16 protein-coding genes are annotated in these 17,252 nt (G+C 64.4%); all 16 read left to right on the plus strand.

Annotated elements, in window-relative coordinates:
- Positions 1–151: 151 nt before the first annotated feature.
- The 16 genes from CFB89_RS00365 to atpG all read left to right on the plus strand — a co-directional run bounded on the left by CFB89_RS00365 (position 152) and on the right by atpG (position 17,249).
- The gene (locus tag CFB89_RS00365) at positions 152–1,309 is read left to right on the plus strand and encodes an ABC transporter substrate-binding protein (protein WP_089466308.1); all 1,158 of its coding nucleotides are present in this window, start codon (positions 152–154) and stop codon (positions 1,307–1,309) included.
- A 169-nt stretch (positions 1,310–1,478) separates the two neighbouring features.
- Positions 1,479–2,534, plus strand: coding sequence for a branched-chain amino acid ABC transporter permease (locus CFB89_RS00370; protein ID WP_089466309.1), 1,056 nt, complete (start codon positions 1,479–1,481; stop codon positions 2,532–2,534).
- A gap of 4 nt (positions 2,535–2,538) precedes the next feature.
- Positions 2,539–4,323, plus strand: coding sequence for an ATP-binding cassette domain-containing protein (locus tag CFB89_RS00375; RefSeq protein ID WP_089466310.1), 1,785 nt, complete (start codon positions 2,539–2,541; stop codon positions 4,321–4,323).
- Positions 4,323–5,078, plus strand: a complete 756-nt coding sequence (locus CFB89_RS00380) for an ABC transporter ATP-binding protein (RefSeq protein WP_089466311.1) — start codon at positions 4,323–4,325, stop codon at positions 5,076–5,078. The genes CFB89_RS00375 and CFB89_RS00380 overlap by 1 nt, the downstream gene beginning before the upstream one ends.
- A 497-nt stretch (positions 5,079–5,575) precedes the next feature.
- Positions 5,576–7,546 carry a tRNA uridine-5-carboxymethylaminomethyl(34) synthesis enzyme MnmG gene (gene mnmG, locus CFB89_RS00385; protein WP_089466312.1) on the plus strand — a complete coding sequence of 657 codons (1,971 nt, stop codon included), beginning with the start codon at positions 5,576–5,578 and terminating at the stop codon, positions 7,544–7,546.
- A complete protein-coding gene (rsmG, locus tag CFB89_RS00390; protein ID WP_089466313.1) occupies positions 7,543–8,229 on the plus strand; it encodes a 16S rRNA (guanine(527)-N(7))-methyltransferase RsmG in 687 nt (228 codons plus the stop codon). The genes mnmG and rsmG overlap by 4 nt, the downstream gene beginning before the upstream one ends.
- Positions 8,230–8,280: 51 nt before the next feature.
- Positions 8,281–9,060, plus strand: coding sequence for a ParA family protein (locus tag CFB89_RS00395; protein ID WP_089466314.1), 780 nt, complete (start codon positions 8,281–8,283; stop codon positions 9,058–9,060).
- 31 nt (positions 9,061–9,091) lie between these two features.
- Positions 9,092–9,985: a ParB/RepB/Spo0J family partition protein gene (locus tag CFB89_RS00400; protein ID WP_011546803.1), complete on the plus strand. Its 894-nt coding sequence runs from the start codon at positions 9,092–9,094 to the stop codon at positions 9,983–9,985.
- Positions 9,986–9,995: 10 nt separating this feature from the next.
- Complete coding sequence (locus CFB89_RS00405; protein WP_089466315.1) at positions 9,996–11,126, plus strand: SLC13 family permease; 1,131 nt, start codon at positions 9,996–9,998, stop codon at positions 11,124–11,126.
- 568 nt (positions 11,127–11,694) lie between these two features.
- Positions 11,695–12,219: an ATP synthase subunit I gene (locus CFB89_RS00415; protein ID WP_089466316.1), complete on the plus strand. Its 525-nt coding sequence runs from the start codon at positions 11,695–11,697 to the stop codon at positions 12,217–12,219.
- Between the two features lie 110 nt (positions 12,220–12,329).
- Positions 12,330–13,181, plus strand: coding sequence for a F0F1 ATP synthase subunit A (gene atpB / locus CFB89_RS00420; RefSeq protein WP_089466317.1), 852 nt, complete (start codon positions 12,330–12,332; stop codon positions 13,179–13,181).
- Positions 13,182–13,256: 75 nt separating this feature from the next.
- Positions 13,257–13,526, plus strand: a complete 270-nt coding sequence (gene atpE, locus CFB89_RS00425) for a F0F1 ATP synthase subunit C (RefSeq protein WP_006482730.1) — start codon at positions 13,257–13,259, stop codon at positions 13,524–13,526.
- A gap of 129 nt (positions 13,527–13,655) precedes the next feature.
- On the plus strand, positions 13,656–14,126 hold the full coding sequence (locus CFB89_RS00430; RefSeq protein WP_006477283.1) for a F0F1 ATP synthase subunit B: 471 nt from the start codon (positions 13,656–13,658) through the stop codon (positions 14,124–14,126).
- Between the two features lie 2 nt (positions 14,127–14,128).
- Complete coding sequence (locus CFB89_RS00435; RefSeq protein ID WP_006477284.1) at positions 14,129–14,668, plus strand: F0F1 ATP synthase subunit delta; 540 nt, start codon at positions 14,129–14,131, stop codon at positions 14,666–14,668.
- 44 nt (positions 14,669–14,712) lie between these two features.
- A complete protein-coding gene (gene atpA, locus CFB89_RS00440) occupies positions 14,713–16,254 on the plus strand; it encodes a F0F1 ATP synthase subunit alpha (RefSeq protein WP_014895499.1) in 1,542 nt (513 codons plus the stop codon).
- Positions 16,255–16,373: 119 nt separating this feature from the next.
- Positions 16,374–17,249: a F0F1 ATP synthase subunit gamma gene (gene atpG, locus CFB89_RS00445; RefSeq protein ID WP_034209645.1), complete on the plus strand. Its 876-nt coding sequence runs from the start codon at positions 16,374–16,376 to the stop codon at positions 17,247–17,249.
- Positions 17,250–17,252: the final 3 nt, after the last annotated feature.

Here is a 17,252-nt window from a genome sequence, read left to right on the forward strand (position 1 = left end):
TTCAATCGGCGCGCGGCGCGTTGCGGTGTGTCGCGGGAAAACGAGCGTAGGCGCGGTCAGGCGAGATAGTTAAATTATTAACTTGTTTGGGGAACCGGGAGCCGCCCGAGCGACCCGTGGCTTTTTCGAGCAGCGTTTGGAGACAACGTAAATGAAGATGAATCGATGGATGGAGGCCCTGCTTGCCGCGGGCCTCGTGTGTGCGGCGGCCACGGCGTCGGCGCAGGTGAAGATCGGCGTGACGCTGTCGGCCACCGGGCCGGCCGCGTCGCTCGGCATTCCGGAAAAGAACACGATCGCGCTGCTGCCGAAGGAAATCGCGGGCAAGAGCGTGCAGTACATCGTGCTGGACGACGCGTCCGACACGAGCCGTGCAGTGCAGAACGTGCGCAAGCTGATCGACGAGGACCACGTCGACGCGATCATCGGTTCGTCCGTCACGCCGAACTCGCTCGCGATGCTCGATCCCGTGTCGCAGGGCAAGACGCCGACGATCTCGCTCGCGGCGAGCGCGCAGATCATCGCGCCGATGGACGCGAAGCGCGCATGGATGTTCAAGGTGCCGCAGAACGACCAGCTGATGGCGGACGCGATCGCCGGCTACATGGCGAAGCACGGCGTGAAGACGGTCGGTTTCATCGGCTTCGCCGATGCGTACGGCGACAGCTGGTACAAGACGTTCGACGCGGCGGCCGCGAAGAACGGGCTGAAGCTCGTGTCGAACGAGCGCTACAACCGGACCGACGCGTCGGTGATGGGGCAGGTGCTGAAGCTGCTGGGCTCGAACCCGGATGCGGTGCTGATCGCCGGCTCCGGCACGCCGGCGGCACTGCCGGCCAAGACGCTGAAGGAGCGCGGCTACAAGGGCAAGGTCTACCAGACGCACGGCGTCGCGAACAACGATTTCCTGCGCGTGTGCGGCAAGGATTGCGAAGGCGAGATCCTGCCGGCCGGCCCCGTCCTCGTGACCGACCAGCTGCCCGATTCGAATCCGGTGAAGAAGGCGGCGCTCGGCTACAAGGCCGCGTACGAGAAGGCCTACGGCGCCGGTTCGCTGTCGACGTTCGGCGGCCATGCGTGGGATGCGGGCCTGCTGCTGCAGCGGGCGATCCCGGATGCGCTGAAGAAGGGCCAGCCGGGCACCGAGGCATTCCGCGAAGCGCTGCGCGCGTCGCTCGAAAGCGTGAAGGACCTGCCCGTCTCGCACGGCGTGATCAACATGACGGCGACCGATCACAACGGCTTCGACACGCGTGCGCGCGTGATGGTGCAGATCGTCGACGGCAAGTGGAAGTTGCAGGCCGAGTAAGCGTCACGTGAAACCGGCGTGCGCGGCGCGAACGGCGCCGCGCACGCCGTCGGCGGGGTGGCGCGCGTCACGGCCCGTCCTTGCCGCCTGGAACGGCCGGAGCCCGCCGCGCGCCCCGGCCGTTTCCGCCTTTCGTTTCTCCGCAGCATTCTCTCGATACACGAAACGTATGGATCTCTCGATTGCGGCGATCCTCGCGCAAGACGGCATCACGACCGGCGCCATTTATGCATTGTTGTCGCTGGCGCTCGTGCTGGTATTTTCCGTCACGCGGGTGATCTTCATTCCCCAGGGCGAATTCGTCGCCTATGGTGCGCTGACGCTGGCCGCGTTGCAGGCGCAGAAATTTCCCGCCACCTGCTGGCTGCTGTTCGTGATGGGCATCGCGTGCTTCCTGCTCGAAGCCGGTGGCCTGATCCGGCATCGCGAACGCCGCCATCAGCTCGGCCGCACACTCGCGACGCTCGGCAGCCGCTACATCCTGCTGCCGCTCGCGGTGTTCGCGATCACGCGCAGCTTTGCCGCGCAGCCGATGCCGATGCTCGCGCAGATCGCGCTGACGCTCGCGATCGTCGTGCCGATGGGGCCGTTCGTCTACCGGCTCGTGTATCAGCCGATCGCCGAAGGCACGACGCTGCTGCTGCTCATCGTGTCGGTCGCCGTCCATTTCGCGATGGTCGGCCTCGGCCTCGTGATGTTCGGTGCCGAAGGCTCGCGCACCAACGGGTTCTCGGACGCGTCGCTCGCGATCGGCAGCATGACGGTATCGGTGCAGAGCATCCTCGTCGTCGTCACGGCGCTCGTGCTGATCGGTGCGCTTTACGTGTACTTCGGCCGCACGATCGCCGGCAAGGCGCTGCGCGCGACGTCGGTGAACCGGCTCGGTGCGCGGCTCGTCGGCATCGGCACGACCGAAGCCGGGCGGCTCGCGTTCACGTTCGCGGCGGGGCTCGGCGTGCTGTCCGGGATCCTCGTCGGTCCGCTGACGACGATCTACTACGACTCGGGCTTCTTGATCGGGCTGAAGGGTTTCGTCGGCGCGATCATCGGCGGGCTCGTCAGCTATCCGCTCGCGGCCGCCGGCTCGTTGCTCGTCGGCGTGCTCGAATCGTATTCGTCGTTCTGGGCGAGCGCCTACAAGGAGGTGATCGTGTTCACGCTGATCATTCCGGTGCTGCTGTGGCGGAGCTTCGCGACGCCGCATGCGGAAGAGGAAGAGGAGTGACGCGATGAAGACGATGGTACGCAACAAGACCTTCTGGCTGTTTCTCGTGGTGCTGTTCGCGTTGCCGGTGCTGCCCGGCGCGCTGCAGGTGCCCGAGTACTGGATCACGCTGCTCAACTACATCGGCCTGTATGCGATCGTCGCGATCGGGCTCGTGCTGCTGACGGGCGTCGGCGGGATGACGAGCTTCGGGCAGGCCGCGTTCGTCGGCATCGGCGCGTATGCGACCGCGTTCCTGACGACGCGCTACGGCGTGTCGCCGTGGCTCGCGCTGATCGTCGGCGTCGTGCTGACGGCGCTCGTCGCGTTCGTGCTCGGCGCGGTGACGATGCGGCTGTCCGGGCACTTCCTGCCGCTCGGCACGATCGCGTGGGGTCTCGCGCTGTTCTACCTGTTCGGCAACCTAGAACTGCTCGGCAAGTACGACGGAATCAACGGGATTCCGGCGCTGAACCTGTTCGGCATCGTGCTTGAAAGCGGCCGCAGCCTGTACTTCCTGATCTGGGCCGTGGTGCTGGCCGCGATCGTGTCGGTGCAGAACCTGCTCAACAGCCGGCCCGGCCGCGCGATCCGCGCGCTGCGCGGCGGCGGCGTGATGGCCGAGGCGATGGGCGTGAACACCGCGTGGATGCGCGTCGTGATCTTCGTCTACGCGGCCGTGCTCGCGGCGGTATCGGGCTTCCTGTACGCGCATCTGCAGCGCGCGGTGAACCCGACGCCGTTCGGCCTCAACCACGGGATCGAATTCCTGTTCATGGCCGTGGTGGGCGGCGTGTCGCACGTATGGGGCGCGGTGCTCGGCGCGGCGATCCTGACCGTGCTGCAGGATTACCTGCAGACGCTGCTGCCGAAGCTGCTCGGCTCGGAAGGCAACTTCGAGATCATCGTGTTCGGCGTGCTGATGGTGCTGCTGCTGCAGTACGCGCGCCAGGGCGTATGGCCGTTCGTCGCGAGGCTGTTCCCGCGCGGGCCGCGCGCGCATGTGCCCGAGCAGGCCGACCCGCTGCCGCAGCGCGCGAAGCCGGTGGCCGGCGAGCCGCTGCTCGTCGTCGACCACGCACGCAAGCAGTTCGGCGGGCTCGTGGCCGTGAACGATGTCAGCTTCGACGTGAAAGCGGGGCAGATCATCGGGCTGATCGGCCCGAACGGCGCGGGCAAGTCGACCACGTTCAACCTCGTGACCGGCGTGCTGAAGCCGACCGGTGGCGCGATCACGTTCCGCGGCGAGCGCATCGACGGACTGACGTCGCGTCAGATCGTCCGACGCGGCATCGGCCGCACGTTCCAGCACGTGAAGCTGTTGCCGACGATGACGGTGCTCGAGAACGTCGCGATCGGCGCCCATCTGCGCGGTCATACGGGTGTGTGGCGCAGCATTGCGCGGCTCAATGCGCACGAGGAAGCGCAGTTGCTGGCCGAGGCCGCGCGCCAGATCCGCCGCGTCGGGCTCGAGACGCATATGTACGACGAAGCGGGCAGTCTCGCGCTGGGTCAGCAGCGGATTCTCGAAATCGCGCGGGCGCTGTGCTGCGATCCGACGCTGCTGCTGCTCGACGAGCCGGCCGCGGGGCTGCGTTACCAGGAGAAGCAGCAACTCGCCGACCTGCTGCGGCGGTTGAAAGCCGAAGGGATGAGCGTATTGCTCGTGGAACATGATATGGATTTCGTGATGAATCTCACCGACCGGCTGGTGGTGATGGAGTTCGGCACGCGGATCGCGGAAGGGTTGCCGCAAGAGGTGCAGCAGGACCCGGCCGTACTCGAGGCGTATCTGGGCGGGGTGGAGTGATGACGGACACGACGATGCCGATTCTCGAAGTGCGCGGGTTGGCGGTGCGGTACGGGAAGGTGGAGGCGCTGCACGGTGCCGCAATCAAGGTCGGGGCGGGGCAGATCGTCAGCGTGATCGGCCCGAACGGCGCCGGTAAATCGACGCTGCTGAACGCGATCATGGGGGCGCTGCCGGTAACGGGGCATGCGTCGGGCGCCGTCGTGTATCGCGGCAACGACATCGGCGCGTTGCCGGTCGAGCAGCGCGTCGCGCGCGGGATGTGCCTCGTACCGGAAAAGCGCGAGCTGTTCAGCACGATGACGGTCGAGGACAACCTCGTGCTGGGCGCGTATCGACGCAAGCAGGCAGGAGAATCGAACTTCCTCGATCAGCTCGATCACGTGTTCGCGCTGTTTCCGCGGCTGAGGGAGCGCCGCAAACAGGCGGCCGGCACGCTGTCCGGCGGCGAGCGGCAGATGCTGGCGGTCGGCCGTGCGCTAATGGGGAAGCCCGACCTGCTGATGCTCGACGAGCCGAGCCTCGGCCTGGCGCCGCTGATCGTGAAGGAGATCTTTCATATCATCAGCGCGTTGCGCGGCACGGGCGTGGCGACGCTGCTGATCGAGCAGAATGCGCGAGCGGCGCTTCAGATATCCGACTACGGCTATGTGCTGGAGACGGGCGAGTTTGCGCTGGAAGGGCCGGCGGCCGAGCTTGCGCAGAATCCGCGTGTGATCGAGACGTATCTTGGGCTGGCGAAGAAGACGGCTTGATTGTGTGGGGTGGGTGGGAAACGGGCGGCGTGTTTCACGTGAAACACGCCGTTTTTGTTTGTGTGGTTGGGGCGGCGGACGATGCATCGCCGGTTCGGAACTGGGGATAAGCCGTGCCGGAATAGTTGGAAGTGCTGTGCGGTACTGCGCTCGGCTGGTTCCACAGGTCGGCGGACAAGCGGCCGGGACAACCGGCTGAAATGCTGTGTGGAGGGCACAGCGTGTCCGGGCCGGCGTGCGGGGGGCGACCCCCAGACGTCGGGCAGTTCGAGGTGCCGCCCATGCTTTGCACAGGCCCGAAGATGTGCGTGGAATCACGCATCGTCCATGCTGGAGCAGCCCCGGGCGCGGCAAATTTGCGCGTTTCCGACTAAAAATCGCCGGACTGCACAGACCCTACCATTCGGACGGCCTTCGGGCGAAAAGCGAACCCGCTATAATTCGGCCCATACATTTCTCAGATAGGTTCGTGCGCTGCTCTGCGTACGGAATCCACCATGCTTTTTCCCACAGAATTTGACGTCATCGTCGTCGGTGGCGGCCATGCCGGCACGGAAGCCGCGCTGGCATCCGCCCGTATGGGCGCAAAGACACTGCTGCTGACCCACAACATCGAAACGCTTGGGCAGATGAGCTGCAATCCGTCGATCGGCGGCATTGGCAAAGGCCATCTGGTCAAGGAAGTCGATGCGCTGGGCGGCGCAATGGCCGCCGCAACGGATGAAAGCGGTATTCAGTTCCGGATCCTCAATTCGTCGAAGGGCCCGGCCGTGCGCGCGACGCGTGCGCAGGCCGATCGCATCCTGTACAAGGCCGCGATCCGCCACCGGCTCGAAAATCAGCCGAACCTGTGGCTGTTCCAGCAGGCCGTCGACGATCTGATGGTCGAAGGCGACCGCGTGGTCGGCGCTGTCACGCAGATCGGCATCCGCTTCCGCGCTCGTGCAGTCGTGCTGACGGCCGGTACGTTCCTCGACGGCAAGATCCACGTCGGCCTGAACAACTACACGGGCGGCCGCGCGGGCGATCCGGCGGCCGTGTCGCTGTCGTCGCGCCTGAAGGAGCTGAAGCTGCCGCAGGGCCGGCTGAAGACCGGTACGCCGCCGCGTATCGACGGCCGGACGATCGACTTTTCGAAGCTCGACGAGCAGCCGGGCGACCTCGATCCGATTCCCGTGTTCTCGTTCCTGGGCCGCGCGGAGCAGCATCCACAGCAGCTGCCGTGCTGGGTCACGCATACGAACGAGCGCACGCACGACATCATTCGCGGCGGTCTCGACCGTTCGCCTATGTATACAGGGGTGATCGAAGGCGTCGGGCCGCGCTATTGTCCATCGATCGAGGACAAGATCCACCGGTTCGCATCGAAGGAATCGCACCAGATCTTCCTCGAGCCGGAAGGCCTGACGACCAACGAGTTCTACCCGAACGGGATCTCGACGAGTTTGCCGTTCGACGTGCAGCTCGAACTCGTGCATTCGATGCGCGGCCTCGAGAATGCGCACATCCTGCGCCCCGGTTACGCGATCGAGTACGATTACTTCGACCCGCGTGCGCTGAAGGCGTCGTTGGAGACGAAGGCGATCAACGGGTTGTTCTTTGCGGGCCAGATCAACGGCACGACTGGCTATGAGGAAGCGGCTGCGCAGGGTCTGCTGGCCGGCGTCAATGCGGGCCGCTACGTGCAGGAAAAGGATGCGTGGTGCCCGCGTCGCGACCAGGCGTATCTGGGCGTGCTGGTCGACGATCTCGTCACGCGCGGCGTGGCGGAGCCGTACCGGATGTTCACAAGCCGCGCCGAGTATCGCCTGAGCTTGCGCGAAGACAACGCCGACATGCGCCTGACCGAGGTCGGTCGCGAGCTTGGGCTGGTCGACGATGCGCGTTGGGACGCCTTCAGCCGGAAGCGCGACGCTGTTTCACGTGAAACCGAACGCCTGAAGTCGACGTGGGTTACGCCGAAGACGCTTGCTGCGGAAGAGGCGACCGCGTTGCTCGGCAAGGCGATCGACCACGAATACAGCCTCGCCGAGCTGCTGCGCCGCCCCGGTGTAAGCTACGACGGCGTGTGCGGGCTGAAGGGTGGCGAGTGCGGCCCGGCGGAGCCGCTGACCGACGATCCGGTGCTGCTCGAGCAGATCAAGGAGCAGGTCGAGATCGGCGTCAAGTACCAGGGCTATATCGAGCGCCAGGCATCCGAGATCGAGCGCAACGATGCGAACGAGAACACGCGCCTGCCGGACGGTATCGATTACCGCGAAGTCCGCGGCCTGTCGTTCGAGGTGAGCCAGAAGCTCAACGAGTTCCGGCCGGAAACGATCGGGCAGGCGTCGCGCATTTCGGGCGTCACGCCGGCGGCAATCTCGCTGCTGATGGTGCACCTGAAGCGTCGCGGCCTGGGCCGCCGCAACGGCACGGACGCAGCCGCCGCGGAGCAGGGGGACGGCACCGTCCCGACGCAACAATGACGGCGCGTCGCGCACCGGCGGTTAATCGGGACGTACTGGAGGGGATGCTCGTCGAAGGCACGGCGGCGCTCGACCTCACGCTGACGGATACACAACGCAACCAGTTGCTCGACTACGTCGCGCTGCTCGGCAAGTGGAACGCGGTCTACAACCTGACCGCGATCCGCGATCCGAAGCAGATGCTGATCCAGCACATCCTCGATTCACTTTCCATTGTCCCGCATCTGCGCGGCCGTGCGTCGGCGCGCGTACTCGACGTCGGCTCGGGCGGTGGGCTGCCCGGTATCGTGCTGGCGATCGTCGAGCCGAGCTGGCAGGTCACGCTGAACGACATCGTGCAGAAGAAGTCTGCGTTCCAGACGCAGATGCGCACGGAGCTGAAGCTCGCGAACCTGTGGGTCGTCACCGGGCGGGTCGAATCGCTGCAGCCGGGTGTCGAAGTCCCGGAAAAATTCGACATGATCGTATCCCGCGCTTTCGCGGACCTGTCCGACTTCGTTAAACTTGCTCGACATCTGGTCGCGCCGGGCGGATCGATCTGGGCGATGAAGGGCGTTCATCCGGACGACGAGATTGCGCGGTTGCCGGAAGGCAGCCGCGTGAAGCAGACGATCCGGCTGGCTGTGCCGATGCTCGATGCGGAGCGGCATCTGTTCGAAGTAGCCGTCGACGACGCGAATTGAAGGCGCGCGGTAGCGCGCCGTTTGTTTGAAGGTAAAGGGAACACACCAACGATGGCAAAGATCTTCTGCGTTGCGAACCAGAAGGGGGGCGTCGGCAAGACGACGACATCGGTCAATCTCGCCGCAAGCCTTGCAGCGCAGGAGCAACGAGTCCTGTTGATCGATCTCGACCCGCAGGGCAACGCGACGATGGGCAGCGGGATCGACAAGGCCGCCTGCGAAGCGACCGTGTACGAAGTGCTGGTCGACGGCGTGTCGGTCAGCGACGCGCGCGTGCGTCCGGAAGGCGTCACTTACGACGTGCTTCCCGCGAACCGCGAGCTGTCCGGCGCCGAGATCGAACTGATCAGCATCGACAACCGCGAGCGCCGCCTGAAGGCCGCGCTCGAGCGCGTGGCCGACGACTACGATTTCGTGCTGATCGATTGCCCGCCGACGCTGTCGCTGCTGACGCTGAATGGCCTGTGCGCGGCGCACGGCGTCGTGATCCCGATGCAGTGCGAGTACTTCGCACTGGAAGGGTTGTCGGACCTCGTCAACACGATCAAGCAGGTTCACGCGAACATGAACCGCGACCTGAAGATCATCGGCCTGCTGCGCGTGATGTTCGATCCGCGCATCACGCTGCAGCAGCAAGTCTCCGATCAGCTGAAAGCGCACTTCGGCGACAAGGTGTTCGACGCGGTGATTCCGCGCAACGTGCGCCTGGCGGAAGCGCCGAGTTACGGGTTGCCGGGCGTCGTGTTCGACCGCAGTTCGCGCGGCGCGCAAGCGTATATCCAGTTCGGCGCCGAGATGATCGAGCGCGTGCGCGCGTTCGAGGTGTCGTGATCCGGACATGAGCGAAGCGAGGAAGAAAGACATGAACGCGGTACCAAAGAAGAAGGGCTTGGGACGTGGCCTCGAAGCGCTGCTCGGCGGCAGTGCCGACATCACCGAAGCGGTGAAGATCGAAGGCGCACCGAACACGCTCGCGCTCGGCAAGCTGCAAGCCGGCAAGTACCAGCCGCGTACGCGGATGGACGAAGGCAGCCTGCAGGAACTCGCGGCAAGCATTCGCGCGCAGGGCGTGATGCAGCCGATCCTGGTGCGGCCCATTTCATCAGACAAATACGAGATCATCGCGGGCGAGCGGCGTTTCCGCGCGGCGCGTCTGGCCGGCCTCGATGAAGTACCGGTGCTCGTGAAAGACGTATCCGATCAGGCTGCCGCCGCGATGGCGCTGATCGAGAACATCCAGCGCGAGGACCTGAATCCGCTCGAAGAGGCGCACGGTATCCAGCGCCTGCTCGACGAGTTCGGTTTCACGCACGAACAGGCGGCCGAATCGGTCGGCCGTTCGCGCAGCGCGGTGTCGAACCTGCTGCGCCTGCTGAACCTCGCGTCGCCGGTGCAGACGATGCTGCTGGCCGGCGATCTCGACATGGGGCACGCACGCGCGCTGCTCGCGGTCGACGCGGCCACGCAGATCACGCTCGCGCATCAGGTGGTCAACAAGCGCATGTCGGTGCGCGAGACCGAGAAGCTCGTCTCGCACACGACGAAGGAAGCGCCGGCCGTGAAGGCGCGTGCGAAGGACGACGGCGGCCGTGATACGCGTCGCCTCGAAGAGGAGTTGTCCGATCTGCTCGCGTCGACGGTGAAGATCAAGCTCGGCCGCCGCGGGCGAGGGCAGGTGCTGATCGACTTCGGCAACCTCGATGCGCTCGAGGGCATTCTCGCGCGACTGCGCGGCAACGTCGCAACAGAAGAATAACGGGGCAGGTATGGAGGAAACGGGCGTACCGGCGCCGCGCCGGTGGCTCGGCTGGCTTGCGCAGGAACCGGTTCTGTCGGTCCTGGCGCTGGGCCTGATCGTGCTGCAATGGGTGCGTCCGCAACCATTTTCGGTACTCGCCGATCGCGTCGACTGGCAGACGGTCGCGACGCTCGCGGGCCTGTTGATGCTGACGAAGGCGCTCGAGTTGTCCGGCTGCCTGATGTGGCTCGCGCATCGCATCGTGCATCACGTGCATTCCGAACGCGGGCTTGCGATGCTGCTCGTCGGCTTCGCCGCGGTGTTGTCGATGTGGCTCACCAACGACGTCGCGCTGTTCGTCGTCGTGCCGTTGATGGTGTCGCTGCGCGCACTGACTCCGCTACCTTTCCGGCGGCTCGTGATCGTCGTCGCGCTGGCCGTCAATGCGGGCTCCGTCGCGACACCGCTCGGCAATCCGCAGAATCTTTTCCTGTGGCAATTGAGCGGCGTGTCGTTCGGCCGCTTCGTGGTCACGCTCGGGCCGCTCGCCGTCGCGCTGATGGCGCTGCTGCTCGTGCTGACCGCGGTGATGTTCCGCGCGAAGCCGCTCGACCTGTCCGGCGACGTCGCGGCCGTTCCCGTCCAACGCATGCACGCGCTGATCGCGGCGGGGCTGTTCGCCGCGTTCGTGCTGCTCGCCGATGCGCATCATCCGCTGCCGGGCCTCGTCGGGGTCGCGATCGTGCTGCTCGCCGTCAAACGCGACGCAGTCCTGAAGATCGACTGGCTGCTGCTGCTGATCTTCGTGCTGATGTTCGTCGTGTTGCGCAGCGCGGCCGCGCTGCCTGTCGTGCACGATGCGATCGCGCACGCACAACTCGATTCGCCGCTACGCGTCTATGCCGCCGGCGCCGTCCTGTCGCAGGTGATCAGCAACGTGCCGGCCGCGATCCTGCTGTCGGAGTTCACGCACGACTGGCGCGCGCTTGCATTCGGCGTATCGATCGGCGGCTTCGGTTTCGCGATCGGTTCGCTCGCGAACCTGATCGCGGTGCGTCTCGCGAAGGAGCCGCGCATGTGGCTACCGTTTCACCTCGTTTCGATTCCGTTCGCACTGTTGAGCACGGCGCTCGGCGCGTGGCTGCTCATGCACGGTTGAGCGAGGCCAGTGCGGGCGGCACAGGTGAGCCGTTCGAGTGGTGGCAGGGCGCACGGCGTTCGTAGTGATCGAGCATTGTGGATAAGCGTTGCATTCCACAGTCGAACGTCTGTGGCGCCGCGACAACTGATTGGATGAATCGATGCCTGAACATCCGGTCGAATTTCGCGCGTCGCGCGCGGTGGTTCGGTCATCGCGCGTTGCGGGTTCCACGGCGTCGCGCCGAGTCGTTTCCGATGGCTGCATGGCGGCGCATTCCCGGCGGCGATCGCACCGCTTCCGCGTGGCCCGCCTCGGGCATCGTTTCCCCGCCCTTTACCCCGTCACCGGACTTTTTCGCGCAAGAAGTACCGGTGCAAAAAATCGACCTTACAACTGTCATCGTACGTCGTCGAATCGGGCGTTTTTCCACATCATGAGGCGTCGTTTTACACAGGTTTTTGTCGCGTCTAAAGCCTTGAATCACTTGCAACTATCGCTTACAATCGCCCGGATTTGTTAGCTAGGCACCCCTGAAAGCTTTCGGAAAGCTTGGGGCCGGGTTCAAGGATTTCAGCGGAAGATTGCGATGGCGGGTCAGGCGCCGGACGACAGGCACGATGATCAGCGCACGCAACGCACCGCTTCGGCGGCCGGCGAGCGGCGTGAATCCGACGATGACTGGGATGTCGAGCAGCAAGATAACAACATCGTTCCGCTGACGCGGGCCGAGGCCGAAAGGCTGTTTGGCCCGAACGTGAGCAAGCCCTCGCGCGTGACCCCCTACAAGGTGGTGTTCGCGCAAGTGGTCCTGTCCCTGGTTGCAACGCTGGCGTGGTGGCTGTTTTCGAAGTCGCCGGGCGCCGCTGCGCAATCCGCGTTTCTGGGCGGAGCGATCGGCTGGGTGCCCAGTGCGGTATTCGTGGCGCGACTGAAGGCAGGTGGCTCGGCCACCGTGATGAGCTGGGTGATGGGCGAAGCCCTGAAGCTCGTTCTGACGATCGGGATGTTCACCGCGGTGGCGTTCGGCTGGGCCGGCGTGCACTGGGTGCCGTTCCTCGTCACGTACCTCGTCGTGCTGAAGACGTACTGGATCGCGCTGGCCTGGCGGTAAGGAACAAGCAGCGTGCGGTTTCGACAACGAACCGCACCGGCCCGTTCCCGCAATAGCGTGTTGCGGAACGGGGCAAAACGATTTTCGACAATTTGGGTGGCATTAACGATATGGCAGCTAGCGAAGGCACGCGCGGTCCGGATCCGTCCGAGTACATTGCGCACCACTTGCAGAATTTCTCCACCTCGCATCAGACGTCGATTTTCGACATTCACGTCTGGAATATCGACACGCTGTTCTGGTCGATCGTTTGCGGCATCGTGACGATCGTCCTGCTGCGTCTGGCCGCCCGCAAGGCGACGTCGGGCGTGCCGGGCCGTTTCCAGTGCGCGATCGAGATGCTCGTCGAAATGGTCGAAGACCAGTCGAAGGCCATCGTCCACGGCAATCGCACCTTCATCGCGCCGCTCGCCCTCACGGTATTCGTGTGGGTCGCGCTGATGAACTCCCTCGACTTTCTCCCGGTCGACCTGCCGGGCCGCGTGATCGGCCTGCTCGGTCTGTCGGACGTGATTTCCCACCATCGCATCGTCCCGACGGCCGACCTGAACGGCACGCTCGGCATCGCGCTCGGCGTGTTCGTCCTGATGATCTACTACAGCATCAAGATCAAGGGCGCGGGCGGCTTTGCGCATGAGCTGCTGTCGGCCCCGTTCGGCGGCCACCCGCTGCTGTGGATCCCGAACCTCGCGCTCAACATCGTCGAATACGTTGCAAAGACCGTTTCGCTCGGCATGCGGCTGTTCGGCAACATGTACGCGGGTGAGCTGTTGTTCCTGTTGATCGCCCTGCTCGGCAGCATGTGGAGCTTCGGTGGCGACGCAACGTTCCTCGGCTTCGTTGGTCATGTGATCGCGGGTAGCGTCTGGGCAATCTTCCACATTCTGATTGTTCTGTTGCAGGCATTCATTTTCATGATGCTGACGCTGGTGTATCTCGGCCAGGCGCACGACACGCACTAAGCGCGGCGTGCAACAAAGAGTCTTCGTTTTAGTTTTTTAAATCTCAGTTCCAAGTCTTTTCACAAAGGAGTGATCATGCAAGCTTACATCGCCAACATCCAGGGTCTGACCGCCATCGGTATCGGCATCATCATCGGCCTGGGTGCAATCGGCGCCTGTATCGGTATCGCGCTGATGGGTGGCAAGTACATCGAAGCCTGCGCACGTCAGCCGGAACTCATCAACCCGCTGCAAACGAAGATGTTCCTGCTGGCTGGTCTGATCGACGCTGCATTCCTGATCGGCGTTGGTGTCGCAATGCTGTTCGCGTTCGCGAACCCGCTCCTGTCGAAGCTCGCAGGCTAAGGTTCCTCGGAAATATGCGTCCGGCGTGAGCCGGCGCAGGGCGGAACGGAGACTTGGGGCGCTGATCGAATGCAACTCGATGAGCGCCTTACCGTTTCATTTTTCCGGAATAGCAGATAAGGAAACACCGTGAATCTCAACGCAACTCTGTTTGCGCAAATGGTCGTGTTCCTGGTCCTCGCGTGGTTCACGATGAAATTCGTGTGGCCGCCGTTGATCAACGCCCTCGACGAACGTTCGAAGAAGATCGCCGACGGCCTCGCCGCCGCGGAGAAGGGCAAGGCGGAACTCGACGCAGCGCACAAGCGCGTGGACCAGGAACTCGCGCAGGCCCGCAACGACGGCCAGCAGCGCATCGCCGACGCTGAAAAGCGTGCGCAGGCGGTCGCCGAGGAAATCAAGGCCAACGCCCAGGCTGAAGCCGCCCGCATCGTCGCCCAGGCGAAGGCGGAAGCAGAACAGCAAATCGTGAAGGCGCGCGAAGCGCTGCGTGGCGAAGTCGCCGCGCTGGCCGTGAAGGGCGCCGAGCAGATCCTGAAGCGCGAAGTCGATCAAACGGCCCACGCCCAACTGCTGAATCAACTGAAAGCCGAGCTCTGATCATGGCCGAACTTGCAACCATCGCCCGCCCTTACGCAGAAGCGCTGTTCCGCGTGGCCGAGGGCGGTGACATCGCCGCCTGGTCCACGCTCGTGCAAGAGCTGGCCCAGGTTGCGCGTCTGCCGGAAGTACTGTCGGTCGCGTCGAGCCCGAAGGTGACGCGCACGCAAGTAGCCGAGTTGCTGCTTGCTGCGGTGAAGTCGCCCGTCGCGGCCGGCGCCGAAGCGAAGAACTTCGTGCAGATGCTGGTCGACAATCATCGCATCGCGCTGCTGCCGGAAATTGCCGAGCAGTTCGAGGCGCTCAAGAACGAACGTGAAGGTGCAGCCGACGCCGAGATCGTGAGCGCGTTCCCGCTGAACGGCGCGGATCTCGACAGTCTCGTCTCGGGCCTCGAACGCAAGTTCAAGCGCAAGCTGAAACCGACGGTCGAAGTCGATTCGTCGCTGATCGGCGGCGTGCGCGTGACGGTCGGCGACGAAGTGCTCGACACCTCGGTTCGCGCGCGCCTCGCATCGATGCAGGCTGCCTTGACCGCCTGAGCGCCACGCCGGCACGCAACAGAATTGACTATCAGGAGCGAATAATGCAACTCAATCCCTCTGAGATCAGCGAGCTGATCAAGAGCCGGATCCAGGGCCTTGAAGCGAGCGCAGACGTTCGCAACCAGGGCACCGTGATCTCCGTGACCGACGGTATCGTGCGTATCCACGGCCTGTCGGACGTGATGCAGGGCGAAATGCTCGAGTTTCCGGGCAACACGTTCGGTCTCGCGCTGAACCTCGAGCGCGACTCGGTCGGCGCGGTGATTCTCGGCGAATACGAACACATCTCGGAAGGCGACATCGTCAAGACGACGGGCCGCATTCTCGAAGTCCCGGTTGGCCCGGAACTCGTCGGCCGCGTGGTCGACGCGCTCGGCAACCCGATCGACGGCAAGGGCCCGGTCAACGCGAAGCTGACCGACGCGATCGAAAAGATCGCCCCGGGCGTGATCTGGCGCAAGTCGGTGTCGCAGCCGGTGCAGACGGGCATCAAGTCGATCGACGCGATGGTGCCGATCGGCCGTGGCCAGCGTGAGCTGATCATCGGCGACCGTCAGTGCGGCAAGACTGCGGTGGCGCTCGACGCGATCATCAACCAGAAGGGCAAGGACCTGATCTGTATCTACGTCGCGATCGGCCAGAAGGCTTCGTCGATCATGAACGTGGTTCGCAAGCTCGAAGAAACGGGCGCGATGGAATACACGATCGTCGTCGCCGCTTCGGCATCGGATTCGGCTGCCATGCAGTACCTGGCACCGTACGCCGGCTGCACGATGGGCGAATACTTCCGCGACCGCGGCCAAGATGCGCTGATCATCTATGACGACTTGACCAAGCAGGCTTGGGCATACCGTCAGATCTCGCTGCTGCTGCGCCGCCCGCCGGGCCGTGAAGCGTACCCGGGCGACGTGTTCTATCTGCACTCGCGTCTGCTCGAGCGTGCGGCGCGCGTGTCGGAAGAGTACGTCGAGAAGTTCACGAACGGCGAAGTGAAGGGCAAGAGCGGCTCGCTGACGGCACTGCCGGTCATCGAAACGCAGGCTGGCGACGTGACCGCATTCGTTCCGACGAACGTGATCTCGATTACCGACGGCCAGATCTTCCTCGAAACCGACCTGTTCAACGCAGGCATCCGCCCGGCAATCAACGCCGGCGTGTCGGTGTCGCGCGTCGGTGGCGCCGCGCAGACGAAGGTCGTGAAGAAGCTGTCGGGCGGTATCCGTACCGACCTCGCGCAGTACCGTGAATTGGCCGCATTCGCGCAGTTCGCATCGGACCTCGACGAAGCGACCCGCAAGCAGCTCGAGCGCGGCCGCCGCGTGACGGAACTGCTGAAGCAGCCGCAGTACCAGCCGCTGCAGGTCTGGGAACTGGCCGTGTCGCTGTACGCCGCGAACAACGGCTACCTCGACGATCTCGACGTCAAGCAAGTGCTGTCGTTCGAGAAGGGCCTGCGCGACAACCTGAAGACCAGCCACGCTGACCTCATCAAGCGCATCGAAGACACCAAGGATCTCTCGAAGGACGACGAAGGCGCGCTGCGCTCGGCGATCGAATCCTTCAAGAAGTCCGGTGCCTATTGATCCGCGAGTGACACACCGAGGCCGCGCGGGGGCTGATGCACCCGCGCCGCTTCGGTGAGCGATGCATGAGTCCCGAGTAAAGCGCCAAAGCGCTAACTCGGGGCGCAAAGGAGCAAGCTATGGCTGGAATGAAGGAAATTCGCGGCAAGATCAAGAGCGTGCAGAACACGCGCAAGATCACGAAGGCGATGGAGATGGTGGCTGCATCGAAGATGCGTCGCGCGCAGGAACGCATGCGCGCCGCTCGTCCGTATGCAGACAAGGTCCGTGCCATCGCCGCGCACATGAGCCGTGCGAACCCCGAGTACCGCCACCCGTTCATGGTGGCGAACGACGGCGCGCAGACGGCCGGCATCATCCTCGTCACGACGGACAAGGGTCTGTGCGGTGGTCTGAACACCAACGTGCTGCGTGCGACGGTGCAGAAGTTCAAGGAGCTGGAAGAGAAGGGCCAGAAGGTCGAAGCCACCGCGATCGGCGGCAAGGGCCTCGGGTTCCTGAACCGCTTCGGCGCGAAGGTGATGTCGCAGGTCGTGCACCTGGGCGACACCCCGCACCTGGACAAGCTGATCGGCGCCGTGAAGACGCAGCTCGATCTGTACTCGGAAGGCAAGCTGTCGGCGGTTTATATCGCTTACACGCGCTTCGTCAACACGATGAAGCAGGAAGCCGTGATCGAGCAGCTGCTGCCGCTGTCGTCGGAACACTTCGAAGCCGATGACGGTACGCCGGCGACGTCGTGGGACTACATCTACGAGCCGGACGCGCAGGCCGTCGTCGACGAACTGCTCGTGCGTTACGTCGAGGCGCTGGTGTACCAGGCCGTCGCGGAAAACATGGCGTCCGAGCAATCGGCGCGCATGGTCGCGATGAAGGCCGCGTCCGACAACGCGAAGACGGTGATCAGCGAACTGCAGCTCGTATACAACAAGAGCCGTCAGGCCGCGATCACGAAAGAACTGTCGGAGATCGTCGGCGGCGCAGCCGCTGTTTAAGCG

Origin of the sequence: Burkholderia sp. AU16741, assembly GCF_002223345.1 — a bacterium.
Lineage (GTDB): Bacteria > Pseudomonadota > Gammaproteobacteria > Burkholderiales > Burkholderiaceae > Burkholderia > Burkholderia sola.